Here is a 25,919-nt window from a genome sequence, read left to right on the forward strand (position 1 = left end):
TCAGGCAACGATATATTGGCTGATCCACCGCATTCGCGAGCAAGCCCGCTCCCACATTTTTGACCGCGTTAGTAGCCCAAGGACAGGCCTGTGTTACGACGCGGATCATTCGCCCCATAGAACCGGTTATTCCCCACCGGCTTGCCCCCCAGCGACGGCGCACCCACCAGGATCGCCGCCAAGTGGTTGGCATCCTGCGGCCCGGCGAACTTGTGGCCCCAGCTTTCGAGGATCTTCTGGGTATCCGGGCTCACCGCAAAGGTCTCCAGGTTGGTGGTTTCCGGCATCCACTGCTGGTGGAAACGTGGCGCATCCACCGCTTCCTGGATGTTCATCTTGTAGTCGATGACATTCAGGATCGTCAGCAACGTCGCGGTAATGATGCGACTGCCACCCGGCGTGCCCACCACCATCACCGCCTTGCCGTCCTTGGTCACGATGGTCGGGCTCATCGACGACAGCGGCGCCTTGCCCGGGGCGATGGCGTTGGCTTCGCCCTGCACCAGCCCGTACATGTTCGGCACGCCGACCTTGACGGTGAAGTCGTCCATTTCGTCGTTGAGGATCACCCCGGTCTTGCTCGCCATCACGCCGGCACCGAACCAGTCGTTGAGGGTGTAGGTGACCGAGACCGCGTTGCCCCACTTGTCGACGATGGAATAGTGCGTGGTGTTGTTGCCTTCATGGGGCGAGACGCCCGGCTTGATCGCCTGGGAATCCCCGGCCTTTTGCGGCTCGATGGCGGCGCGCAGCTTGGCGGCGTAGTCCTTGTCCAGCAGGTGGGCGATGGGGTTCTGCACGAAGTCCGGGTCGCCGAGGTAGCTGTTGCGGTCCACGTAGGCGTGGCGCATGGCTTCGATCTGGTAGTGCAGGCCCTGGGCCGAGTGATAACCAAGGTCGGCCATCGGGTAGCCTTCGAGGATGTTCATGATCTGGCAGATCACCACGCCACCGGAGCTCGGCGGCGGTGCCGAGACCACGTGGTAGCCACGGTAGTCGCACTCGATGGGTGCCAGTTCGCGGGTCTTGTACGTGTCCAGGTCGGCCTGGGTGATGATGCCTTTGCCCGCCTGACTGGAATCCACCAGCGCCTTGGCTACCCAGCCTTTATAGAAACCGTCGTTGCCCTTGGCCGAAATTTCCTTGAGGGTCTTGGCCAGGTCTTTCTGCACCAGCTTCTGGCCGACCTGCATCGGCTGGCCGTTGTGCAGGAAGATCCCGCGCATGTCTTTATCTTTTTCAAACTCGCCGGTGGCGGTGTGCAGCAGGTCGATATCGCCCTGCTCCAGGGCAAAGCCGTTTTCCGCGAGCTTGATCGCCGGGGCAATCACCTGGGCGCGCTTGAGGGTGCCGTATTTGCTCAGGGCCAGTTCCATGCCCGAGACAGTGCCCGGCACGCCGACCGCCAGGTGGCCCTTGGCACTGAGGCCCTCGATGACGTTGCCGTCTTTATCCAGGTACATGTTGGCGGTGGCCGCCAATGGGGCTTTTTCGCGGAAGTCGAGGAAGGTTTTGCGGCCGTCCGCCAATTGCACGGTCATGAAACCGCCGCCGCCGAGGTTGCCCGCTGCCGGGTACACCACCGCCAGCGCATAACCCACGGCCACGGCCGCGTCCACGGCGTTACCGCCGGCCTTGAGTACATCCACGCCCACATGGGTGGCCAAATGCTGGGCGGTGACCACCATGCCATTTTCGCCCGCCACTGGGGCTTGCGACGCGGCTTGCACACCGCTGACCGTCAACACCAGCGCGGTGGCGATCAGGGTACGGCTGAAGGGTTGGTATTTCATCCATGGCTACTCTGGTTATTGAGATGCACCAAAATAGCCCGCCGTCGATTTAATCCCCAGTGCAATGGCGTTTTTATTACAGAACCTGTCGGTCACAGACACCCCGAATGGGGGCGTTGGCTTGCCGGAAAATACCTACCCCCGATTGCGTGCAATGCCCAAGCCCCGATGCCTGGGAAGCCGCAATAGCGATGGAACGTTTCCGAGCACTGCGCCAATAGCAAGATACCCAATCAACCGAGAGACGTATCTGCCATGAGTCATTACGGAATAAGCAACCAAAGTCGCCCGACCGCGACCTCACATATACCCACCGTCAATATTGCCGATGTCTGGGACTTGACGCCGACCAATAGTCCCGCCCCTTCCGATCCGCCCGCCGATAACAGGATGCACATCGCCTTTGGCGGCCGCGTCATTACATTGAAAGAAACCATTATCAATCAGCAGCCCTTGGGGGAAGGTCAAAGTGCTCACCCCAACAAACTGGTGCACAGCGAAGTTGAAGGACAGAAGCACCTGGTGGGGCAAAAAGGTGCAAACAATGTGATCCTCGGGCTTTCCGGCCAACAATACATGTACAGCGGCACCACCGAAGCCGAAGGCGGCAAGAGCATTTTCGGCTTCAGCAGCGCGGCGGATTCTTCACCCGACGATCCCGACTCAATCAACAATTTCGTGGTCGGCAAAGACAAGATTGATGTGTCCAATTTAACGCCCGCCGGTAAGTCCAAACTGGACTTCGTCCAGGAATTTTCCGGCCAGCCGGGACAGGCAATGATCATTCATCGCCCAGGCGAGATGTCGCCACACCTGGGGACCAGCTATTTGCTGGTCGATACCGATGGCGATGGAAATGCAGACTTCAAACTTAAAATCCAACACGCCAGAATCACAGAGGCCGACGTCACCAGTTGACCCATCGGGCATGGGTTACCTCTGGGCCGGTGGGACACCGCTGCGCCCGGATCTTGCCGTCAATCAATAAGCTGTGGCCTATAGAAATAATGACGCTAGAATCAGCCTCATTCTAGCGCCCCCAGCCACGAGCCCACCCATGAGCTTTGATTTCGACACGATCCACCCCCGCCTCGGCACAGGCAGTACCAAATGGAACCGTTACCCGGCCGACGTCCTGCCGATGTGGATCGCCGACATGGACATCGCCGCCCCGCCCGCCGTGTTACAGGCCCTGCGCGCGCGACTCGACCAGCAGATCCTCGGCTACAGCGTGGCCGGCCCGGATGTGCGTGAAGCCATCGTCGCCGACCTGTGGGCCAAGTACGCCTGGCGCGTGCAGCCCGAAGACCTGCTGTTCCTGCCAGGTGTCGAGCCGGGTTTCAATATGGCCCTGCATGCGTTTGTGCAACCGGGCCAGCCAGTGGTGCTGCAAACCCCCAACTACCGGCCGATCCGCCTGGCCCCGGGGCACTGGAACCTGCCGAAAATCGAAGTGCCATTTGAATTGAGCAACGGTGAATACCTGACCCCGTTGCCCGCAATGCGTGACGCCCTGGCCGGCGCCGGCGCGCTGTTGCTGAGCAACCCGCACAACCCCATGGGCAAGGTGTTCCTCCGCGAAGAATTGCTGGCCGTGGCCAACGCCTGCCTGGAACAGGGCGCGCTGATTATCAGCGACGAAATCCACGCCGAGCTATGCTTCGACGGCCGCCGTCACATCCCCACCGCCAGCCTTAGCCCGCAAATCGCCGAGCGCACCATCACACTGATGTCGGCGAGCAAGGCGTACAACATTGCCGGCTTGAAGACCTGCTTTGCGGTGATCCAGAACGCCGAGATCCGCGAGCGCTTCAACAACGCCCGTTGCGGCATGGTCGACAGCGTCAGCCCCCTGGGCCTGGAAGCCACCCGCGCTGCCTACAGCCAGTGCGGCGAATGGCTGGAAGCGCTGAAGCAGTACCTGCAAGCCAACCGCGACTACCTGCTCAATGCCGTGCAAACCCGCTTGCCCGGCGTGGTCATGCATGCGCCCCAGGGCACCTTCCTCGCCTGGCTGGATTGCACTGCCCTGGGCCTGGAAAACCCGCAGCAGTTCTTCCTCGAACAGGCCAAGGTCGGCTTGAGCGCCGGGATCGAGTTCGGCGATGACAGCCAGCAATTCGTGCGCCTGAATTTCGGTTGCCCAAGGGCCATGCTGGAGGAAGGCCTGCAACGCATCGAGCGCAGCTTGAAAGCCCGCTGAAACGGACTGGCACCCACCCATTGCCAGCCCGTCGATGGCATTGCCTCACCCTTGGCATTACTTAAGCCAAGGGTTTATCGGCTTGAACCTTCAGACTGCTCACCTTCGGTACCCGAATGGTTGAATCCGCCTGGAACGGGGCGGTGATCGTCATCATCACGCCGTCGTTGGTGATGAATTTAGGTCGTGCCTTTTCACCCCCCGCCTCGTCGGAAAAAGCATTTTGGAAAGTCAGCTTACGCTCCTCTCCAGGCTTATCACCCTTCAGGTTTACGGTTAATTCACCCGAGGGTGAAACGCTCCAACCCGAGACTTGAGAGGCGCTGTAATCCAGCCGGACAACACTGTCATTCGGGTCTTTGATGACCACCTCCTGATCGCCCTTGTTAATATAATAAGTATTGGGACCGCCCTCTCCGACAACCGTAGCGCCACCATTGACTATAACGACATTGTTACCCTGACCGGTCAGCACCACATCCTTCTTACCATTTAGAGTAAATGTATTACTCTGTTCATCGCCCACGATATAACTCTTTCCACCCTCCACCGTGATGGCGTTGGAAAATGAGTGAAACCGCGCAATGGGCGTGGCACCGTCTGCTTGCGGGTCTTCAGCACTTACTGCAATAGTTCCCGTCTTGAAGTCAATGACGTGCCCGGAATAACGATAACTTCTCGTCACATTACGTTCAGTATGGTCGGTATTTAGTTCACCATTGAACATCAGCGTATTGCTGCCACCTTCCCCCCAGAGTTCGGTTGAACGTTTGCCGAACCCAGCCGTTCTGTCATCCCAAACCTCTCCGACTTCCTTCACTTGCTTGAGTGTCTGATGGGCATCGCCACTGAAGATGAATGTATCGTCGGCATCCCCACCGCTGATCAGTTTCTTGCCCCCGCCCATCAAGAAATAGTTGGGTTTCTCCTGCACGCCCTTCACCCCGTCATCACCGCCGCCGATGTCCCATAGCGTGGCTTTGTTTGGCCCTGGCTCTCCTTCCACGACGTAACGCATGCGCGCCCATGATTGACGAGGGGCTGTAATAATATCGTTGCCATGGTGCTGTTCAACGTCCGTCTCGTAGCCAGGTATTCCGTCAGTGATGGCATCCGCTATGCCATGACCCGGACTGTACGTAAAATAAGTCGGATAAGGCACCCTTACCGAATTTGATTTAACGTCTACACCCAACGAGCCATAGACAACCCGTTCAAAAAACTCTTTTCCCGCTCCCTCCAAAAACTTCTTGTGCTTGGTCTCTTGAGTGGTCTCATAGGCCTTGCGGTACTTAACCTCCAGATACGGTTTTAATATCTTAAATGGTATTTGGAGGCCCAGGAACGAACCCAACCCAACGGTAAACTTTTGTCCCCCTGTCAACGGCGTTAGTTCGTCAATGTCTTCCACGACACGTACAGCCGAATAAACCGCCTGTGCCACCATCAGCACCGCTGCCACAACGAGCCCCACAGGGCCGGCAGAACTGGCTCCCGCCATGAATGCCGCCGCCAATGCGATGGACGTTGCGGCGCTAGCCACGGAAAATGCACCGTTGACGTAATGGTCTTGAGCCTCTTTACCCGTACTATTGGCAGCCTTGTTAAACGAATCCACAGCGTTGTGGATATCAAACGGCACGCTGAATATCGCCCCGACACCTCCAGCGGCTTTACCCAGCAACTTGCCGATGGTGCTTGCCTGGAACCCCAGGATGGGCCCAGACACTTTATTGATCGTATGTTTCGCAAGCTTGTTAATGCCCGCTTCCGCCGACATACCCACGTAGTCCGACGCCACGGCGCCCAAACCGATGGCCCCCGCCGTCGTATCCCCGCGTTGCAGCGCATCGATGGACGCGCGCAGCCCCTGGGACGTACTGAACGCCTGGAACCCAAGCCCAGCGGTTTGAGTCTTCCCGCCAGGGTTGCCCGATTTTGGCGGGGAGAAAAAATCGGCAGGCGGTGGTTTACCGCTGCGCTCCAATTCACGTATGGCAGCAGCCTGCCGCGACGTGGCATCGACATGTTTTTGCAGCTGCTCAGGTATAAGGCCACCATCCTTGCGGGTAAACACAGCTGTCGTGTCAGGTTTGCGCATGGCCGCTACTTCACTGACAACACGCGATGCGCTCGCACCGATCTCAGGCGGTTGTCCTTCCATATAAGCCAAAAAGCGCACGTAGTCGATTTCCACGTCTGCGCTGATATGACCCTGTGCATCCGTGGTCAACGCGCTCTCAATCGGCTTGCCCTGGGCATGAACCCCCATTTTGTAGAGTTCGACCCGACTGACTTCCACCTCCCCGACTCGAATCGGCGGGAGACTGCTGTCGAGGGCTTGCAGACGTTTTATTTCAGACGCTTCAATGGCCCTTACTGTAGAGGGCGATGTGCTCGGCGCATCCGGCAGCGGCGTGTTCGGCGTCTCCGGTGGCGTGGGCGGCAACGGATTGCTGGGGGACGCGGTACTGGTGGACGGCGAGGCCGTTGTGGCGGGAGAGAACAGTCGCTTGAGTGAGGCATCGGTGGTGCTGTCGAGCGTTCCATCGTAGAGGCGTGCGGTGAAAGACTCCTGCATAAAGTCCCCAGCACTTCGGGTCGCGCGTGGGCTTACTTTGTCGCCACCATCGCGAAAGGTCTCTTTGTTATTGACGACCTCCAAAAACCCCGTGGAGTCCGCCTTGTAATAACCGAGCATCCCCAGCTTGCCCGCAACCAGTGCCCCTTGCCTCTGTGCTTGAGCGTCGCCTCCACGCGCTTGAGCCTGACCCCCTATTCGATCGGCAACAGTGGTGTCATTCGCAGACGGCGTGGTAAAAAAATCATCACCAATGACCAAGACCGGCGGGGTGTCAAACAACAGCCGTGTTTCGGGTTGATCGCCTGGGTTGGCGATAATCACCCTGAGTTTATCGCCAACGGCCTGGGCGGTGGCCGGGTCGCTTTGCGAGAGTTTCTGCAATGCTTCTTTTACGGCATCGCCCACACGAGTTACCCGGGCGGGATCGCCCCCTCCATTGCTCTTTAGGTCAACGGTCTTGCCCTCAATAGTGTCACTCTGAAAATGCTTCGGCTTGCCGACCTTGTCCTCGACCAGAAGCACCCTATCGCGCTCCATACGCTCAAAGACATAGGGATACTCCGCGGGCGCTGCCGCCTCATTGATAACCCTCTCCAAGCGCTGCCCGAGTGCCTGCATGGGTGGCACGAGGCTCGAGCCAGGGTGTATGGCAATGAAGAGCCTGACTGAGTCCAGCGCGGCCATCGCGTCATGGTATTGCGGTACCCCGCGACTGGTCTGCATTTTATCCAGCTTCTGCAGCACAAGGTCGTAGTCCCCTACAGCGCCTTGCTCAGGGGAATAGGTTTTAAGGCGAGAATCATCTACCGTCGGTAACCGTACCCCCTTCAGCACATTGATATCGCTCAGCCCACCCAAGGGACGTTCGTACATGAACTTGATATCGTTGGTGCTGCCGTTTATACCTGCAACATAGTCACGATTAAACACACTGATGAGGTATTGCTGATGACTCGGAAAACCTTTCAAAGGTTTAATGAACCCGTTCAACCCGGGATCGGTAAACACTTTTTTCATTACGTCTTCAAATAAAGCATTGGTCGTAGTTACATCACCAGTATCAATCTCCGTATAACTATGGTTGGGGTCTACAAAGTAATACTTTCGTTTCCCATCCGGGTCAACAATCACGCCAGCGGTCAGACGATGTTCATCACTGCTAATCAGGATCGTCTTAGAGGTTGGCGAATTGATAAGCTGGGGGGCGATGTCCGTATGAGTACCGAGCTTCACGGTGGCAGGATCATGGGAAAACCCAGGATATTTCAACCGGGCTTGCACCTCGGCAATTTTCATAAAGAACGCCCGGGAATCCGGCGTATCCGGGTTGGTAACGGCGTAGTAGATATTGCTCATAAAAGTCTGTTGCTTACCCTCCGCCACCGCCAGAGACATCAGATGTGACAGCCCTGCACATTCCCCTCCCGCCAGCCGGTTCACCATGGACAGGTAATAGCTTTGCGACAAAGGCGTTACCTTTATGCCTCTGCCTGAGATGACTTTCGTGAACGTTCGCACATTGTTTTGAGAGCCGTTGATAACACGCTGCTCTGCCATGCGTTGCAAAGCCCCGGTTTGCTTCGCCGTTAGCTTTTGGTCCAGCGCTATCCGCATGAGCGCCGTGTCACTCATTGACGGGAAGTAACCAGGCAGCGCTACTGAATTGTGCGCGTTATAGCCTTGCATGAACTCACTGCGGGTGGATTCCATTTTGGCCACGTTGACTTTTTCTAGAAATAGCGGGGGAACTTCGGCATCCGGAATATTGGCGGAGAGGGGGGGCTGAGCCTGCCCCGAAACTTGCCGGGGCGTGCGACGAGCCGCTGGCGCATGCGCTTGTTCAGGAGTGTGTACGCCAGTGTCACCCACGGGCGAGGTGGAAAATACCGGCGACGGCACGCTAACAGAGGAAGATATTTGCATAAATGACCGCTCTGGCAGAGTTATGAAACCTATCGTCCCTGTAGCTGACAGTCCTGGTTCAGGCCAACCTACCAAGCGTGCATTCAGGGCGACTATCGGACTTTTCCGCGCCGAGCCTCACCAGCCCGCTCAGTTAGAAAGCCCTTCCCCGCACACCGCCTCAGCACACGGCGCAAAGCTTACAAAACCGCTAAAACCGGGCGGAACCGCTCAACCGGTTTGCGAGACATACAGGGAACCCCTCTATTTTTCGCAAATCCCCGCGGAGTCAGTTATCCCATGTCGTTTCCGGTCCGCAACATCACGCCACCTACGCAGTACGTCATCGAGTCCTATACCGGTGACGTGCCGGCCAACCTCCCCCGCTACACCACCCATGCCGATCCGAGGGCCGCGGCCGACCAGCAACTGGCGCACAGCATCGGCCCTGCGCCGTTCCACTACCCATTGTCCGGCCCGGACTCGCTGTTCAACATACCGCCGGAGTCCACCCTGGGCGTGTGTCTATCCCAACTCGACAACGCCCTGCGCCACCCAGACTTCCAGCGCTGGATGAAAGACCTGGATATTTCACCCTCGACAGTGCGTTTCGACCCCGGCAAAAACACCCTGCATGTGTTCATCAAGAGCCAGCCCCGGCAGTTTTCTCTGACCGACGACTCGGGTTTCGCGGCTGTGGCAGGCCCCTTGATCCAGGTCGTGCGCGCACTGGGTTTTTGGCCACCGACCAGCGGGCGGTTTCTCAACTACCCGCACAAGCCTTACAGCGTTGTGCATTTCCATGAGGTGCTGCGCTTCTACGGGATCAACCCCTCCGCACCGCCAGACGGCCTCCAGGACTTGACCACGATCCCCCGCGATGACGCTTTGCGCGGGGATGGGGCCCTGGCCGAACAACAACGGATCGTCGGCGACATCCACGACCGCCACACCCTGCTCGATCACCTCACGCGGCTGATGGCCAAGCTGCCGACCCCGGCCGTGACGCCAGAGGTCCTCGCGCGCGACCTGAGGGCCCTGCAAGTCCGCGTTCACCCGGGTTCCACGTTTGCCCAGGCACACCCGGGCGCGACCAATTCCACGGTAAACGCCGCGCACTTCATCACCGGCTCCGGCGCTGCGCTGCCCAAAACCCTGGAAGCGTTGAAGGGCTTGATCGAGACGCTACGTGACAGCCCCCTGGAACAGGCCCGCGCGCAACGCGAAAAAAACCGCTACAGCCGAATGCTGCGCGCCACCCACGATGCACTCCCCAGGGTGCGTGAAGAGGCCAAGAAATGGGCCGAAGCGATCCTCTTCAAGCTGACCGGAACCCACGTGGACGCCGACACGGTCTACCTGAACCGATTCCAGGGCGGCGGCCATTCCGCCGCCACCCTCAACGGCTGGGAGTGGCCAGTGCAAGAACCGTGGCGCTCGCAGAAGTTGCCGGATGCGCTGCTCAGCAACTTCAGCGAGGACGACTGGTTGCCAGGCAACATGGATGCATATTCCGGCCTGTACACCGTTGGCGCGGGGCAAAGCACCAAAGGCGGTTATGGCGCGCACAATCAATTCCCGCTGCTGGCGTCGGCGGTCATGCACCAGAGCTGGAAAACCGATTTCCAAGGTGTGTTCACCCGCCAGCAGGAAACGTTCTGGAGCAAGCACGGTGACGACTACCGCGCCACATTAAAAGGCGAGTTTGTCAGCCAGGCACGCCAACAACTCAACGCGGGCCAAGCGAGTTTCACCCGCGACGACTATCAGTTAGTGATGAACGCCGTAGCCAACCTGCCACAGGATGAAACGCAACCCCTGACCCTTGAACAACTGCGCGCCAGCGCGCCGGTCAAGGGCGTTGTCAGGACTCATCTGTTGGATATCAACGGCCGCCCATCGACTGACATCCTGCGGTTCAGCGCCGCGGATCACACCACGCAAATCCTCTACGTCCCCGGCCATGCACCGGCGTTTCTGCGCTTCAATTCCATCGACGAACTGGATGAATGGGTCAAGGAGCAAGGCAACGATCCGCACAAACGCCAGGCATTGGCCTCGCACTTTTCGCTGCGGGATCGCCAGGACGACGACGTAGGGTTCTGGAGTGACTTCGCCTCCTTTATCAGCGGCGACCGCCAGTCGCGCAAAGGCGTGGACAGCGCCCTCAAGTACCTGGGCAACGACTATTGGAGCCACCACGAAGGCGTGGTCATTGACAGCGGGCGCCTGCGGGTCGAGGGCGATGTGTTCAGCATCATCAAGGACAACACGCAACGGCGTATGGCCAGTGATGCAGACGTCGCGATCAAGTCCAACAGCGAAGTCACCCGCGACACCTGGCTCAACGACCTGACGGCCGCAGCGGGGCTGATGGCCAAGTTTGCGGTGATCGGCGAGCCCCTTGTCGTCGGCACCGCCGTGGCCATCGGGGTGGCGCAAACCACACTGGGAACGGAGAAGGCCATTTCCGGCGACACCCAGGCAGAACGCCAACAAGGCACCTCGAGCGCCCTCGACGGCGCACTCAACACCCTGTTCTCCCTGGGCGGCGGCATCGCCGAGGAAGAGGCGTTTGAAGCCCCCGTCACGCAACCGTTGCGCCGGGAAGTGTTCGCCGATGGCCGCCAGGCTCAGGTCATTGACCACCCCATCAGTGACAGCGCCTACACCCTGCCCCGCAGCAACGGCTATGACATGGTGGACGGCGACAAGGTCTATCGCTATCAAAACGCCAGGCCCGGTGAGTTGACCGAACTGGAATCAGGCCATAGCGCCGCGCCCCTTGAGGAGGTCGAGGCCATTTGCCCGGCGCCCGCCACAGGTGGCCGCAACCGGCGCGCCGCCAACGCCGAATGCTTCGCCAAACTCATCGCCGACCTGCCCGGCGACGCAGCGCAGCTGCAGGCACTGGAGCATGTACGGTTGTTCCCGGCCAAAGTCGGCCTGTTCAACAAGGCACGCCAGGTGGTCTACGAAAAACGCCTGTACAAGGTGATCGACGGCGAAACCGGCCCGCAACTGCTGCCGGTGCCCAGCACCGAACGCATCATCTACAGGCCCCGTATCCGCGGCACGCTGGTCAAGGAACCGGGGTTTGGCTTCAACGCCGGCGAACCCGTGGGGCCGTTTGCCCAACAGACGCGCGTGGTCAAGCTGAACAAGATCAGCAACGTCAGCGACGATCAGCGTCAGCTCCGAGGCGTGGTCGTGACACAGGGCACGCGGCAATACCTGGTGGTCGAGGCCGATACCGCAGAGTTCTATTACGCGCCACTGGGCAAAGGCAACAGCACTGAGCTGAACTTCAAAAAATGCAGCACCCTGGACTTGCCCTTGGTGCAGGACTATCGCGCATTCATGAGCCTGTTCAAAGGCGCGCAAAGCCTGGACGCAGATCTGGTGGCATTGCCCACGCTCAAAGACGCCTACCGCCAACTGGAAAAAGCCGGCTATACCCAAGCCGACCTCGATCAATTGAAGCAAGCCTGCAAAGGTTTGACCGAGGAGCAACAGCGTGAAGTGGTCTACCAACTGCAACGCGCCAGTGCCATCCGTACCCCGGATATCGCCCTGCGCCCCAACAAGGTGATGCCGCTGGAAAAACCCGCAGACTTCGCTGCCTGGCCGACCAAGCAACAGAACCAGTTCTATGCCGAAAACGCCAAAGCCTCGGTGGACCAAGCCCTCACCGCCACCGGCCTTGGGCCGGGCAACCAAGTGCGTTCAGCGGCGGACCTGGCCCGTGCCGATGCGGCCCACATGACCCGCGAATGGCTGCTGCGCACCGCCAACCTGCACGCGCCCAATGCGGGAGACCTCATCATCAAGACCGGGGCCGGCAACTGCGGCGAGATGGCCCTTCTGGCCCGGGACATCATCAACAAAAGCGGCGGCAGGGCCTACGAATGGGGCGCCGGTGACGCCCATTCGTTCACCGTGATCGGCGGCCCCAGCGGGCCGGTCGGTGACACGGTGAATTTCTCGGAGAGCATCTGGGCCGATGCCTGGATTGTCGATCCCTGGGCCGGCATCGCCTGCCCCGCAAGCGACTACACGCAGCAGCTGAAAACCACCCTGGCAACGTGGGACAAGCACGGCTGGAGGATTCGATCCGGCGCCAACGCCAATATGAGCCCGCTGGACCCTGAATGGATGGACACCCTCGTCAACCAGCCGAAACGGCCCTACGGCTTGCCGCGCCCACCGGCCCCCGCCGCGCCCCATGTTGTCGCCATGGGCGAGTCGGTGACCCTGAGCGAAGGCAACGCCCCGTTATCGACCCGAAGCCTGAGCGACTGCTCGGCCCTCGCGGTGCTGACCGACTTGAAGGACGGCATCTATCAGACGCGCACGCTGCTGCACCTGACCGGCAGCAACCTGGAGTTTGGTTTACTGGATGGCAGCACCCGGCGCGTGCTGGAAAAGCTGCAAGATTCATTGAAAAACGGCGGCAAGGTGATTCTGGTAGGCGGCGTCGATACCCAGTCCACCCAAGGCATGGCCACGGTGATCGGGCAAACCTTCCACGGTCGACAGCCGCTGAAGGCCCTGCTTGAGGAACGCCCCGGCGTCTCGGTGAGCATTGCCAGCTCGTCAGGGGTGCAGGTCAACGCCGATGGCACGTTCACCCTGATCGACGGCACCGGCAAAGGCGTGTTCAGTCCAGAGATGATCCAACAGATCTTTGAGCGGATCGACTGACCCGCGCAGGTTCGCAGGCCCCCGCCGGCGTGCGGGGGCCATCCTTTACAGCTTGGCGATGGACACTTCCGTGGACTTCACAAAGGCAATCACTTCGCTGCCCACTTTCAATTCCAGGTCCCGTACCGAGCGCGTGGTAATCACCGAAGTGACAATGCCGGACGCGGTTTGCACGTCGATCTCGGACACTACTTCGCCCAGCAGGATTTCCTTGATTACGCCCTTGAACTGGTTGCGCACGTTGATCGCTTTAATGGTCATGTCGGCTTTCCTTTAGGCTGTTGGGTCAATCCGCACGAATGCGCAGGCCCTCAAGATGCCGCAGCGGCGGAAAACTTAAAAGGAATATATAACTCTTTATTTATAGCTTATAGATATATAGAAGTGGCTCGCACCCAACCCATGGGATTCAACTGAGGGTGACCCAATACCGCGTACGCGCCTGCACCTTGAAACCCAGGGTCGACGCCAGCAGGTTGAGGACCCGGTCGGTGTCGTCCAAACGAAAACTGCCGGTCACCCGCAACGCTTCCAGGCGCGGCGCCCAGCGCAACACGCCAGGACGATAGCGCTCCAGCTCGCGCAGGAAATCCCCCAGCCCTTGGTCCTGTGCGGTCAGCACGCCGTCGCGCCAGCCCAGTTGCATGACATCAAACGCAACCCAGGCACCGAGGCCGCTGGCGTTCAAGGGTGCTTGCTGGGCACTGTGCAGCGTCGCCCATTGCCCATTGAGATCACGCACCTGCACCGCCCCCTTGAGTACCGATACCCGGCACCCGCCAGCCAGTTGCCGTACACACACCTGCGCCTGGCTGACCCGCAGTTCGCCGTAACGCGTATGCACCGTCATCGCCGCCGTACCCGGCACGTTCAACGCCAGTTCGCCGTCCACCAAGGTGATGCGCCGCTGCGCCAGGTCCACGTCCAGCGCCGTGGCGGTATTCAGTTGCAGGGTGCTGCCATCGGCCAGCGGCAAGCGTTTGCGTTCACCGGTCGCGGTGTGCATATCGGCACGCCACGCCTCGATGGGCAACTGGCGGCTTATCAGCCACGCCGCCGGCACCAGCGCCGCCACACCCAGCGCACGCTTGAGCACGGCACGCCGGCCCGGTTGCGGACGGTCGAGGCTGGCCATCGCCAGCGCCTGGGGCAAGCCGCCGAAGCGCTGGCGCAAGGCCTGGGCTTTCTGCCAGGTCTGTTCATGCTGCGGATGGCTGTCGCGCCAGTGTTGCAACGCGGCGTGATCCCCTTCGGTGGCGGTGCCGGACTCCAGCAGCGCCAACCACCGGGCCGCCGCGCGGGCAACGTCACGGCTCACAGGTCCACCAGCAGGCAGTGTTCGTAGGCCTGGGCCATGTAGCGTTTCACCGTGCGCTCCGACACGTCCAGGCGCTCGGCGATCTCGCGATAACCCAAGCCTTCCAGCTGGCTCCACAAAAACGCGCGGCGCACCAATACCGGCAAGCCATCGAGCAATTCATCCAGGGCTTGCAGGGTTTCCAGCAGCAGCCAGCGTTGCTCGGGGGACGGCACGCAGGCTTCGGGCAAGCTGGCGAGCGCATTCAGATAGGCCTGTTCCAGGCTGCGGCGCTGATGAAAGTTGACCAGCAAACGCTTGCCCACCGTCACCAGGTACGCCCGTGGCTCCTGCATTTGCGCAATCGGCTGGGCACTGGCGAGCACCCGCAGAAACGTATCCTGGCTCAGGTCCGCCGCATCCCAGGCATTGCCCAGGCGCCGGCGCAGCCAGCTTTCCAGCCAACTGCGGTGGTCGCGGTACAGGCTCGACAGCGTCAGTTCGGGGGCGACAACATCATTCATGGCAAGCAACCTGCGCGGCGCGATTGTGTCTCAAATGAGATTCATTCTATTTAATATCGCTACGGCATACCACGATCTTTTCAACACGATGTTTAGAGCAATGCAGCCTTCTGCCGCAGCAAGTCAATAAACAACGCCAACTCACGCCCCACCCCTTCGCCCTTGCGCAACAGCAGGCCGAACGGCGCCAGGCGCACATCCAGCGCCACCGGCAGGGCCACCACCAGGCCCATTTTCAGGTAGTCGCGCAGGGCACTTTCCGACAACACCATCACCGCGTCCGTCAGTTGGATCAGCTGCTGCATGGAATACACCGAGCTGCATTCGATGATGTCCGCCGGGCTCGGCAACGCCAGGTCTTGCAGCGCCTGATCGAAACCGATCCGCGCCGGGCTGCTTTGCGGTTGCAGAATCCACGGCCAGTCGCGCACCAACTCCGCCAGCGCCACGTGCTCGCGTTGGGCCAGCGGGTGGCCGGCGTGCACCACCACCAGCATGCGTTCGTTGCCCAGGGGTTCGAAGCTGTAGTGCTCGCTGTCGGTGGCGGCGTTGCGGCGGGTGATGGCCAGGTCGATGCGGCCCTGTTCCAGCAGTTGGATCACCTGGTCGCTGGTGTCGCCCATGATGCGGATACGCAGTTGCGGGTTGAGCGATTTGATCTGCGCGATGCAGTCCATCACCAGGTCCGGCGCGGCGCCCATGATGGTGCCGATGGACAGGTAGCCATAACCGCCCTGCTGGCGTGCCATCAAGTCTTCGGCGCAACGGTCAAGGCCACTGAGGGCCGATTCGGCAAAGCGGATCAGCTCCTGGCCCAAGGCTGTGGGGCGCATGCCCCGGGGCAGGCGCTCGAACAGGTCGCAGCCAAACATGTCCTCGATCTCCCGCAGCATGCGCGTGGCGGCCGGTTGCGACATGTTCAGGGCCTGGGACGCCCGGTGCAGGTTCTGGCTGGAACTGAGGGCCACCAGCATATGCAGGTGCTTGTAGCGCAAACGGTTGAACAGGCTGGGACTGCGCATTTTCACCCTTCTTATCGATACCCTGAGGTTATCACTTGTAAGCGAGATTCGATTTGTAGCGCATTGCTCGGCCGCCGTACAGTCCGGCCCATAAGAACAAAACACTGGACTGCCCCTATGAAAACCCTGCCCGCGCCCCTGCTCGCCAAGATTTCCTGGCGGCTGCTGCCCTTCCTGCTGCTGATGTACATCATGGCGTTTCTCGACCGCGCCAACGTCGGGTTTGCCAAGCAAGCCTTCCAGGCCGACACCGGCTTGAGCGATGCCGCGTTTGCCTTTGGCGCCGGTGTGTTCTTTGTCGGCTACGCGCTGCTGGAAGTGCCGAGCAACCTGATCCTGCACCGTGTCGGCGCCCGCCTGTGGATGTGCCGGATCATGGTCAGCTGGGGCCTGATCTCGGCGGCGATGGTGTTTGCCCACAACGAGACCAGTTTCTACATCCTGCGCTTCCTGCTGGGTGTGGCCGAAGCCGGCTTCTTCCCCGGCGTGATCCTCTACCTCACCTACTGGTTCCCCCAGGCCGTGCGCGGCAAGGCCATGGGTTTCTTCTACTTTGGCGCGCCGCTGGCGTTTATCTTCGGCAGCCCGTTGTCCGGCCTACTCCTGGAAATGGACGGCTGGGCGGGCGTCCACGGCTGGCAATGGCTGTTCGCCGTCGAGGGCTTGATGGCCTCGGTGGTGGGCATCTGGGCCTACTTCTACCTGGACAACCGCCCCGCCGATGCCAAGTGGCTAAGCAGCGACGAGCGCCTGCAAATCCAAACCCTGCTGGATCAGGAAGACCAACACAAAACCTCCCACGGCCGCAGCCTGCTCAACGTGCTGTGCCAACCGTCGGTGCTGTACCTGTGCCTGGTCTACCTGCTGATCCAGGCCAGTGTGTACGGCGTGGTGTTTTACCTGCCGACCCAGGTCGGTGGCCTGCTCGGCACCAAGGTCGGCCTGATGGTCGGGCTGGTCTCGGCGATTCCCTGGGTGTGCGCGCTGTTTGCGGCCTGGTGGATTCCGGCCTATTCCGACCGCAGCGGCCTGCGTCGGCAAACCGCCTGCCTGACCCTGCTGATGGCCGCCGCCGGCATCGCCTGCTCGGTGACCTTCGCCAGCCCGCTGCTGGGCATGCTCGCCCTGTGCTTTGCCGCCTCCGGTTTTATTGCGGTGCAGCCGGTGTTCTGGACCTTTCCATCGAGCTACCTGGCCGGCAGCGCCGCCGCAGCCGGCATCGCGCTGATCAATTCCTTCGGCGCCCTCGGCGGCTTTATCGCGCCGGTGCTCAAGCACTGGGCCGAAGGCGCCTTCCATTCCCCGGCGGCCGGTCTGTACCTGCTGTCCGCCACCACGGTACTGGCTGCGTTGCTGGTACTGGGCATCCATTCACCTGGCCCTAAAGCGTCGAACACGCCGGCCACTGTTTAACTCCAGGAGTCACACCATGGGCAACCTCACCATCAAACACGTGCGCGCCTTTGTATTGCGCGGCGGCGGCGCCGATTACCACGACCAGGGCGACGGCCACTGGATCGACGACCATATCTCCACGCCAATGAGCAAATACCCGGAGTACCGCCAGAGCCGCCGCAGCTTCGGCATCAACGTGCTCGGCACGCTGGTGGTGGAGATCGAAGCCAGCGACGGCACCGTGGGTTTTGCCGTGACCACCGGCGGTGAGCCCGCCGCGTACATCGTCGAGAAACACCTGGCGCGGTTCATCGAAGGCGCCCGCGTCACCGACATCGAAAAGATCTGGGACCAGATGTACCAATCCACCCTCTACTACGGGCGCAAGGGCCTGGTGATCAACACGATTTCCGGCGTCGACCTGGCGCTGTGGGACCTGCTCGGCAAACTGCGCCAGGAACCGGTGCACCACCTGCTCGGCGGCGCAGTGCGCGATGAACTGCAGTTCTACGCCACCGGCGCACGCCCCGACCTGGCGCAGAAGATGGGCTTTATCGGCGGCAAGATGCCCCTGCACCACGGCCCCAGCGAAGGCGAAGAAGGCCTGCGCAAAAACCTCGAAGAACTGGCCACCATGCGCGAGCGGGTCGGCCCGGACTTCTGGCTGATGCTCGATTGCTGGATGAGCCTGGACTTGAACTACGCGACCAAGCTGGCGATCGGCGCCCATGAGCACGGGCTCAAGTGGATCGAAGAAGCGCTGTCGCCGGACGACTACTGGGGCTACGCCGCCCTGCGCAACAACGTGCCCAAGGGCATGCTGGTCACCACCGGCGAACACGAAGCCACGCGCTGGGGTTTCCGCATGCTCCTCGAAATGGGCTGCTGCGACATTATCCAGCCGGATGTCGGCTGGTGCGGCGGCCTCACCGAACTGGTGAAAATCTCCGCCCTCGCCGATGCGCACAACGCCATGGTCGTGCCCCACGGTTCGTCGGTGTACAGCTACCACTTCGTCGCCACCCGCCATAACAGCCCGTTCGCCGAGTTCCTGATGATGGCGCCGAAGGCCGATGAAGTGGTGCCGATGTTCCACCCGCAACTGCTCGGCGAGCCGGTGCCGGTGAACGGGCGCATGCGTCTGTCGGCGTTGGACAAACCCGGTTTCGGCGTTGACCTGAACCCGGACTGCCAACTGCACCGTCCCTACAACCGCTGAGGAAACCTGCCATGCACATGCCCCGCAACGGCTTCAAGGCCGCCTTAGCCAACGACGCGACGCAGTACGGCATCTGGGCCGGTTTCGCCACGGGCTACGCCGCCGAAATCGTCGCCAGCCTCGGTTACGACTGGATGTTGATCGACGGCGAGCACGCGCCCAACACCGTGCCCAGCGTGCTCAACCAATTGCAGACCGTGGCGCCCTACGCCACCGCGCCGGTGGTGCGTGCGGTGAATGGCGACGCCCACCTGATAAAGCAACTGCTCGACGTTGGCGCGCAGACGCTGATGATCCCCATGGTCGAAACCGCCGAACAGGCCCAGGCCCTGGTGCGCGCCATGCGTTATCCGCCCCACGGCATCCGTGGCGTCGGCGGCGGCTTGACCCGCGCCACCCGTTGGGACGGCGTCGACCACTACCTCACCACCGCCCATGAAGAGCTGTGCCTGATCGTGCAAGTGGAGTCGCGCCTGGGGGTGGAAAACGTCGCCGCGATTGCCGCCGTCGAAGGGGTGCACGCGGTGTTCATCGGCCCGGCCGACTTGTCCATCGGTCTCGGCCACGCCGGCAATCCCGGCCACCCCGAAGTGCAGGAGCGCATCAAGCACGCGGTGGACGCGACCCTCGCCGCTGGCAAGGTCTGCGGCATCCTCGCGCCCAATGAAGACGACGCCCGCCGCTACCAGGCCTGGGGTTGCCGCTTTATCGCGGTGGCCATCGACATCAGCCTGCTGCGCCAGAGCGCCCTGGCCACCCTCGCCCGCTATCGCCCGTTGGCCGAAAACAAAGCCCCGTCGCGTACCTACTAAGGAGCTGCCCATGTCATCCGTTCCCGTGTACCAGAACTTCATCAACGGTCGTTTTACTGCCAGCGACGCGCACATTGATGTGCTCAATCCAGCCACTGGCGCGCTGCTGTCCAAGGTGCCGGCGTCCACCGCTGCCGACGTCGACCAGGCTCTCGCTGCCGCCCGCAACGCGCAAAAAGACTGGGCGCGCAAACCGGCCATCGAACGCGCCGGGCACCTGCGCCGGATCGCCGCCAAGCTGCGTGAAAACGTCGCGCACCTGGCGCGCACCATCACCCTGGAACAAGGCAAGGTCAGCGGGCTGGCCGAAGTCGAGGTGAACTTCACCGCCGACTACCTCGACTACATGGCCGAGTGGGCACGACGCATCGAAGGCGAGATCATCACCAGCGACCGCCCGAACGAAAATATCTTCCTGTTCCGCAAACCGCTGGGCGTGGTGGCCGGCATCCTGCCGTGGAATTTCCCGTTCTTCCTGATCGCCCGCAAACTGGCGCCGGCGTTGCTCACCGGCAACACCATCGTCATCAAGCCCAGCGAAGAAACGCCGAACAACTGCTTTGAATTCGCCAGGCTCGTCGCCGAAACCGACCTGCCCGCCGGCGTGTTCAACGTGGTGTGCGGCGACGGCCAGGTCGGCGGCGCCCTCACCGCGCACAAAGGCGTGGACATGGTCAGCTTTACCGGCAGCGTCGCCACCGGTTCGCGGATCATGGCCGCCGCCGCGCCGAACATCACCAAGCTCAACCTCGAACTGGGCGGCAAGGCGCCGGCCATTGTGCTGGCCGACGCCGACCTGGACCTGGCGGTCAAGGCCATCCGCGAGTCGCGCATCATCAACACCGGCCAGGTGTGCAACTGCGCCGAGCGGGTGTACGTGGAGCGCAAGGTCGCCGACCAGTTCATCGAGCGCATCAGCGCCGCCATGGCCGCCACGCGCTACGGCGACCCGCTGGCCCAGGCCAATGTGGAAATGGGCCCGCTCATCAACCGCCAAGGCCTGGACAACGTCAATCGCAAGGTGCGCACCGCGCTGAGCCAGGGCGCCACCCTGGTCACGGGCGGGCAGATTGCCGACCTGGGCGCAGGCTTTCACTTCCAGCCAACCGTGTTGGCCGGTTGCCGCGCCGACATGGAGATCATGCGCGAAGAGATCTTCGGCCCGGTGCTGCCGATCCAGATCGTCGATGACCTCGACGAAGCCATCGCGATGGCCAACGACTGCGACTACGGCCTGACCTCGTCGATCTACACCCGCGACCTGGGCAAGGCGATGCACGCGGTGCGCGAAATCGACTTTGGTGAAACCTACGTCAACCGCGAGAACTTCGAAGCCATGCAGGGCTTCCATGCCGGCGTGCGCAAATCCGGGATCGGCGGTGCCGACGGCAAGCATGGCCTGTACGAATACACCCATACCCACGTGGTGTACCTGCAGAGCTGATCTGGTTAAACGGGCCCGCTCGCGGTAGCGTGCGGGCCCTTCCCAATGTGCTTCCGATAAGGACTGCCCCATGCCCCTGACGCCCTACAGCGGCCCGATCATCGACAGCCACCTGCACCTGTTCGACCCGCGCCGGCCCCAAGGCATTCCCTGGCCCGAACCGGGCAACCGCTTGTACGCCGCGCATCTGCCGGCGGATTACTGGGCGCTGGCCACGCCGCACCACGTGGTCGGCGCGATTGCCGTGGAAGCCAGCCCGTGGCGCGACGACAACCACTGGCTGCTGCACACCCTGCGCAGCGACCCGCGCATGCTCGGCTTTGTCGGCAACCTCGACCCGTTGCACGCCGACTTCGCCCGTGACCTTGAAGCGCTGGCCGACGAGCCGCTGTTCCTCGGCCTGCGCTACGGCAACCTGTGGGACCGCGACCTGCTGCTGGACCAGACCCGCCCCGGTTTTATCGACGGCCTGCGCCAACTCGCCGCCACCGGCCGCAGCCTGGACAGCGCCAACCCGAACCCGCGTTTGATCAAAGGTTTGTTGCACCTGAGCGATGCCTTGCCCGAGCTGCGCATCATCGTCGATCACCTGCCCAACGCCCAGGTGCCAGCCGGTGAAGAAACGGCCTATCACGCCGACCTGTTGCGCCTGGCCGAGCGGCCGAATGTGTTCGCCAAAATGGCGGAAATCCCGCAAGTCGGCCCCCAGGGTTTGATCGGTGACACGGCGTTCTACCACGACCGCCTGGCGGTGCTGTGGGAGGCCTTTGGTGAAGACCGCTGCTTCTTTGGCAGCGACTGGCCCAACAGCGATCACCTCGCGGATTTCGCCACGACATTGGGCCTGGTCAAACGCTGCATGGCCGACAAACCCGAAGCCGTGCAAAGCAAATTCTTCGTGCACAACGCCGTGCGGATCTACACCCCCGCCCCTGGAGCGCAATGATGCAAACCCGCGCCTTTCGCATGAACCTCAACCCCGGCCAGGCCGATGAATACCGCAAGCGCCACGACGAGATCTGGCCCGAACTGGCCCAGGCCCTGCTGGATGCCGGCGTGGTGGATTACCGGATTTTCCTCGACGAACCGGCCAACGCACTGTTCGCCGTCCTGACCCATGCAGACACCCACGGCCTCGATGCACTGCCCGGCACCGCACTGATGCAGCGCTGGTGGAACCACATGCAGGACATCATGCCCAGCCACGCGGATGCCTCGCCGGTCAGTGTCGATCTCCAGCCCATGTTCCACCTCACGCGCCCCTGACCAACAGAGCCCACAACAACAATAAAAAGGATTCGACTACGTGGAAATCATTCTCCTCGGTGTGATTCTGCACTTTATCGGCGGCTTCGCTTCCGGCAGTTTCTACATCCCCTACAAGAAGGTCCGCGGCTGGGCCTGGGAAAGCTACTGGATCACCGGTGGCCTGGTGTCCTGGCTGATCGTGCCGCTGATTGCCGCGCAATTGACGGTGCCGGGCTGGGTGCAGATCCTGCGCGATGCCGACACCAGCACGCTGCTGTGGACGTATATGTTCGGCGTGTTGTGGGGTATCGGCGGGCTGACCTTTGGCCTGACCATGCGCTACCTCGGCCTGTCCCTGGGCATGTCGCTAATCATGGGCCTCACCTCGGCCCTCGGTGCCTTGATGCCGGCGCTGTACCGCGACCTGTTCACCGACGCCAGCGAAGGCACCCTGACCTCGATGCTGGCCTCCCAGGGCGGCCATTGGGTGTTGTGGGGCGTGGCGGTGTCGCTGGTGGGCATCGCGGTGTGCGGCAAGGCCGGCTTGATAAAGGAACGGGAAGTGTCCCAGGCGGTGAAGTTCGCCAGTGTCAGTGAGTTTTCCCTGGGCAAGGGCATGCTGGTGGCGGTGATTTCGGGCGTGCTCAGTGCCTGTTTCAGCTACGGCATTTCTGCTGGCCGCCCACTCGCCGCCGCGGCGGTGGAGCATGGCGCCAACAGCCTGTTCCAGAACAACGTGACCTTTATGGTGATTATGTGGGGCGGCCTGACCACCAACGGCCTCTGGTGCCTGTGGCTGAACTGGCGCAACCGCACCTTCCACAACTACACCGACCGCAGCACCCCGCTGCTGGGCAATTACTTGCTGGTGGCCATCGCCGGCACGCTGTGGTTCTTGCAGTTCTTTTTCTACGGCATGGGCGAAAGCCGCCTGCAGAACGACGCCAGTTCGTGGGTGCTGCACATGTCGTTCATCATCATCGTGTCCAACTGCTGGGGCCTGTATTTCCGCGAATGGCACGGCACCAGCGCCGCCAATAAGGGCGTGCTGGTGGCCGGCATCGCGGTGATCCTCGGCGCCATCGCCATGGTCGGTTACGGCAATTACCTCGGCTGAGGCCGCTTATTTTTCAAGGAGTGTTGTTATGTTGCTTGCAGATAAAACCGTGATCATCACCGGTGCCTCCCGGGGCATCGGCCGCGCCGCCGCCCGTGAATGTGCACGCCAGGGCGCCCGCGTGGTGATCGGCCACAGCGGCAGCGGCCAGGGCCGTGACGCCGCGTATTCGTTGATCGAAGAGATAGAGGCGTTTGGCGGCGCAGCCATCGAAGTGGGCGGCGACGCAGCCGACCCGGACACCGGCGACAAGCTGGTGGCCGGCGCGGTAGAGGCCTTTGGCAGCGTCGATGTGTTCGTCAACAACGCCGGCATCTGCCCGTTCCACTCGTTCCTCGATATGCCCCGCGAGGTCTACCTGAAGACCGTTAACACCAACCTCAACGGCGCCTACTTCGCCGTGCAGGCGGCGGCCAACCAGATGAAAGACCAAGGCCGTGGCGGCGCGATCATTGCGGTCAGCTCCATCAGCGCCCTGGTGGGCGGCGGCATGCAGACCCACTACACACCGACCAAGGCCGGCCTGCATTCGTTGATGCAATCCTGTGCGATTGCCCTGGGGCCGTACGGGATTCGTTGCAACTCGGTGCTGCCGGGGACGATTGCTACCGACATCAATAAAGAGGATCTGGCGGATGAGGAGAAGCTCGCCTATATGACCTCGCGCACGCCGCTGGGCCGACTTGGTGAGCCGGATGATGTGGCGGGGCCGATTGTGTTCCTGGCCTCGGACATGGCGCGGTATGTGACGGGGGCGTCCTTGCTCGTCGATGGTGGTCTTTACGTAAACCTCCAGTAACCCCCCGCCCGCTCCCGAACACCACAGTTCCAATGTGAAGCAATTCCAATGTGGGAGCGGGCTTGCCCGCGAATGCAGTGTGTCAGTCAGCAGGTTCATGGCTGACCCACCGCTTTCGCGAGCAAGCCCGCTCCCACAAGGGGGCCTCTGTGTGCCTGAAATTTGTGCATTTTCCAATAAAAACAACAATCCAAGGAGCTTTCCCATGCGCACCACTTACCCCCTGGCCCTGCTCTGTAGTGCCCTCTCCACCTGCGCCTACAGCGCCCCCGCGATGCTCGGCGACTGGAACGGCCTGCGCCCGCAACTGGCCGAACAGGGCTACGACTTCACCCTCAAATACGTCGGCGAAGTCGGCTCCAACCTCGGTGGCGGCTACGACTCCCACACCACCGCGCGCTGGAGCGACCAACTGATCCTCGGCGTGGACATGGACCTGCAAAAACTCCTCGGCTGGCAGGACGCGACCTTGCGCATCGGCATCGGCGAGCGCCATGGCAAGGACATCACCAACGACCGCGTGCACCAGCCCAACGCCACCGGGCTGACCTCGACCATGGAAGTGTTCGGCGGCGGCAATGCCTGGCGGCTGTCGCAGTTCTGGTACGAACAGAAGTTCTTCGAGCGCAAATTCGCCCTGAAACTCGGGCGTTTTGGCCACGGCGAAGACTTCGACCAATTCCCCTGCGAGTTCCAGAACGTGACCCTGTGCGGCTCCCAGGAAGGCAACTGGAACGGCGTATGGAACAGCTTCCCCATCAGCCAGTGGGCGGTGCGCGCCAAGTACCAGTTCACGGACGAGTTTGCCCTGCAAATCGGCGCGTATGACAAGAACCCGGGCAACGCCGAAGCCAGCAACGGCTTCAAACCGTTTATCAGCGGCTCCCAAGGCACTAGCTTCCCCATCGAAGCCATCTGGAAAGGGCACATTGATGGGCTGAACTCGGAGTACCACGCCGGCTATTACTACGCCAACGCCGACACCAAGGACATGCTCAAGGACGCCGACGGCAACTACGCCGCCAGCACGCAAAAGCCTTACCGGATGTACTCCAGCAACAGTGGCTGGTGGTTGTCGGGCCAGCAGCAATTGACCACCGTAGACGGCAATAACCAGCGCGGTCTGAACGTGTTCGCCAACCTCACGGTGAACGACCCGGACAAAAGCGTGATCAAGAACCTGATCCAGGTCGGCTTGATTTACCGAGGCCCGTTCGATGCCCGCCCCGACGACACCTTCGGCGTGGGCGCTTCGAAATTGCAGGTCAGCGAGCGTTACACACGCAATACGCAGATGCTCAATGCGGCGAATGCCGTCACGTCCATCGACGACCCGCTCTATGTCCCCGAGCAACGCCGCGAATACAGCTACGAGATCAACTACGGCGTGCAGGCGACAAAATGGCTGATGGTGCGGCCCAACCTGCAATACGTGAAGTACCCGGGTGGGCTCACGCAAACCCGGGGTGCGGTGGTGGGTGGTGTGCAATTTATCGCGGATTTCTAACCCCCGGTCCTGACGTAACTCAAGACTGGCAGCGACCCAAGACCGCACATCTTGTGCGTTGACCAGTCCTGTTACACACCATATAGTGTGCCCACAAACAAAACAGACCACTACATAGTGTGCAGCATCGGTATTTACCGACCACACTCTGCGCAGTATTTCAATGCCTAGTAGCCTGCAAACCGCATATTTTTGGACGGGTTCACACGCCGTCAGAACAGACCAGGAAGGAGTATTTCAATGCTGAGTTGGGATGAAGTCGACAACGAAGACACCGGTGCAGCGGTGATCAAGGGCGCCAACGCCGGCCACGCCACCGAAGCCAACATGGACCGCCTCGACGGTGCCG

General features: G+C 61.4%; 18 protein-coding genes. 12 read left to right on the forward strand and 6 right to left on the reverse strand.

Going from position 1 to position 25,919, the window contains the following annotated elements; translation table 11 throughout:
* Positions 1–68: 68 nt before the first annotated feature.
* On the reverse strand, positions 69–1,793 hold the full coding sequence (ggt, locus tag NUV89_RS15315) for a gamma-glutamyltransferase (RefSeq protein WP_257781977.1): 1,725 nt from the start codon (positions 1,791–1,793) through the stop codon (positions 69–71).
* A gap of 255 nt (positions 1,794–2,048) precedes the next feature.
* Between ggt and NUV89_RS15320 the strand changes: the two genes are divergently transcribed.
* Positions 2,049–2,711 carry a M10 family metallopeptidase C-terminal domain-containing protein gene (locus NUV89_RS15320; RefSeq protein ID WP_257781978.1) on the forward strand — a complete coding sequence of 221 codons (663 nt, stop codon included), beginning with the start codon at positions 2,049–2,051 and terminating at the stop codon, positions 2,709–2,711.
* 139 nt (positions 2,712–2,850) lie between these two features.
* Entirely contained in the window at positions 2,851–3,996 is a 1,146-nt protein-coding gene (locus tag NUV89_RS15325; RefSeq protein ID WP_257781979.1) for a MalY/PatB family protein, read from the forward strand.
* A gap of 61 nt (positions 3,997–4,057) precedes the next feature.
* Here NUV89_RS15325 and NUV89_RS15330 read toward each other — a convergent pair whose 3' ends face one another.
* Positions 4,058–8,290: a hypothetical protein gene (locus NUV89_RS15330; protein ID WP_257781980.1), complete on the reverse strand. Its 4,233-nt coding sequence runs from the start codon at positions 8,288–8,290 to the stop codon at positions 4,058–4,060.
* 492 nt (positions 8,291–8,782) lie between these two features.
* Between NUV89_RS15330 and NUV89_RS15335 the strand changes: the two genes are divergently transcribed.
* Positions 8,783–13,186 carry a dermonecrotic toxin domain-containing protein gene (locus NUV89_RS15335; protein WP_257781981.1) on the forward strand — a complete coding sequence of 1,468 codons (4,404 nt, stop codon included), beginning with the start codon at positions 8,783–8,785 and terminating at the stop codon, positions 13,184–13,186.
* 45 nt (positions 13,187–13,231) lie between these two features.
* Here NUV89_RS15335 and NUV89_RS15340 read toward each other — a convergent pair whose 3' ends face one another.
* The 4 genes from NUV89_RS15340 to NUV89_RS15355 form a co-directional block, all read right to left on the reverse strand.
* Positions 13,232–13,447 carry a molybdopterin-binding protein gene (locus NUV89_RS15340; protein ID WP_003173733.1) on the reverse strand — a complete coding sequence of 72 codons (216 nt, stop codon included), beginning with the start codon at positions 13,445–13,447 and terminating at the stop codon, positions 13,232–13,234.
* A 148-nt stretch (positions 13,448–13,595) separates the two neighbouring features.
* Complete coding sequence (locus NUV89_RS15345) at positions 13,596–14,504, reverse strand: FecR domain-containing protein (protein WP_257781982.1); 909 nt, start codon at positions 14,502–14,504, stop codon at positions 13,596–13,598.
* Positions 14,501–15,007 carry a sigma-70 family RNA polymerase sigma factor gene (locus NUV89_RS15350; RefSeq protein WP_124529796.1) on the reverse strand — a complete coding sequence of 169 codons (507 nt, stop codon included), beginning with the start codon at positions 15,005–15,007 and terminating at the stop codon, positions 14,501–14,503. The genes NUV89_RS15345 and NUV89_RS15350 overlap by 4 nt, the downstream gene beginning before the upstream one ends.
* 92 nt (positions 15,008–15,099) lie before the next feature.
* The gene (locus NUV89_RS15355; RefSeq protein WP_257781983.1) at positions 15,100–16,029 is read right to left on the reverse strand and encodes a LysR family transcriptional regulator; all 930 of its coding nucleotides are present in this window, start codon (positions 16,027–16,029) and stop codon (positions 15,100–15,102) included.
* Positions 16,030–16,146: 117 nt separating this feature from the next.
* On the opposite strand from NUV89_RS15355, the gene NUV89_RS15360 reads away from it, so the two are divergent.
* From NUV89_RS15360 to NUV89_RS15400, 9 genes are all read left to right on the forward strand, one after another.
* Positions 16,147–17,442, forward strand: a complete 1,296-nt coding sequence (locus NUV89_RS15360) for an MFS transporter (RefSeq protein ID WP_257781984.1) — start codon at positions 16,147–16,149, stop codon at positions 17,440–17,442.
* Between the two features lie 16 nt (positions 17,443–17,458).
* Entirely contained in the window at positions 17,459–18,643 is a 1,185-nt protein-coding gene (gene rhmD / locus NUV89_RS15365) for an L-rhamnonate dehydratase (protein WP_124529790.1), read from the forward strand.
* A gap of 11 nt (positions 18,644–18,654) precedes the next feature.
* Complete coding sequence (locus tag NUV89_RS15370) at positions 18,655–19,455, forward strand: HpcH/HpaI aldolase/citrate lyase family protein (RefSeq protein WP_257781985.1); 801 nt, start codon at positions 18,655–18,657, stop codon at positions 19,453–19,455.
* Positions 19,456–19,465: 10 nt separating this feature from the next.
* The gene (gene aldA, locus NUV89_RS15375; RefSeq protein WP_257781986.1) at positions 19,466–20,899 is read left to right on the forward strand and encodes an aldehyde dehydrogenase; all 1,434 of its coding nucleotides are present in this window, start codon (positions 19,466–19,468) and stop codon (positions 20,897–20,899) included.
* Positions 20,900–20,969: 70 nt separating this feature from the next.
* Positions 20,970–21,845 carry an amidohydrolase gene (locus NUV89_RS15380; protein ID WP_257781987.1) on the forward strand — a complete coding sequence of 292 codons (876 nt, stop codon included), beginning with the start codon at positions 20,970–20,972 and terminating at the stop codon, positions 21,843–21,845.
* Positions 21,845–22,165 carry an L-rhamnose mutarotase gene (gene rhaM / locus NUV89_RS15385; protein ID WP_308220197.1) on the forward strand — a complete coding sequence of 107 codons (321 nt, stop codon included), beginning with the start codon at positions 21,845–21,847 and terminating at the stop codon, positions 22,163–22,165. The genes NUV89_RS15380 and rhaM overlap by 1 nt, the downstream gene beginning before the upstream one ends.
* A 40-nt stretch (positions 22,166–22,205) precedes the next feature.
* The gene (gene rhaT / locus NUV89_RS15390) at positions 22,206–23,264 is read left to right on the forward strand and encodes an L-rhamnose/proton symporter RhaT (RefSeq protein ID WP_257781989.1); all 1,059 of its coding nucleotides are present in this window, start codon (positions 22,206–22,208) and stop codon (positions 23,262–23,264) included.
* Positions 23,265–23,292: 28 nt separating this feature from the next.
* Positions 23,293–24,063, forward strand: a complete 771-nt coding sequence (locus NUV89_RS15395) for an SDR family NAD(P)-dependent oxidoreductase (RefSeq protein ID WP_257781990.1) — start codon at positions 23,293–23,295, stop codon at positions 24,061–24,063.
* 205 nt (positions 24,064–24,268) lie between these two features.
* A complete protein-coding gene (locus NUV89_RS15400) occupies positions 24,269–25,570 on the forward strand; it encodes a carbohydrate porin (protein WP_257781991.1) in 1,302 nt (433 codons plus the stop codon).
* Positions 25,571–25,919 lie beyond the last annotated feature (349 nt).

Origin of the sequence: Pseudomonas sp. 18.1.10 (assembly GCF_024655625.1) — a bacterium.
GTDB lineage: Bacteria > Pseudomonadota > Gammaproteobacteria > Pseudomonadales > Pseudomonadaceae > Aquipseudomonas.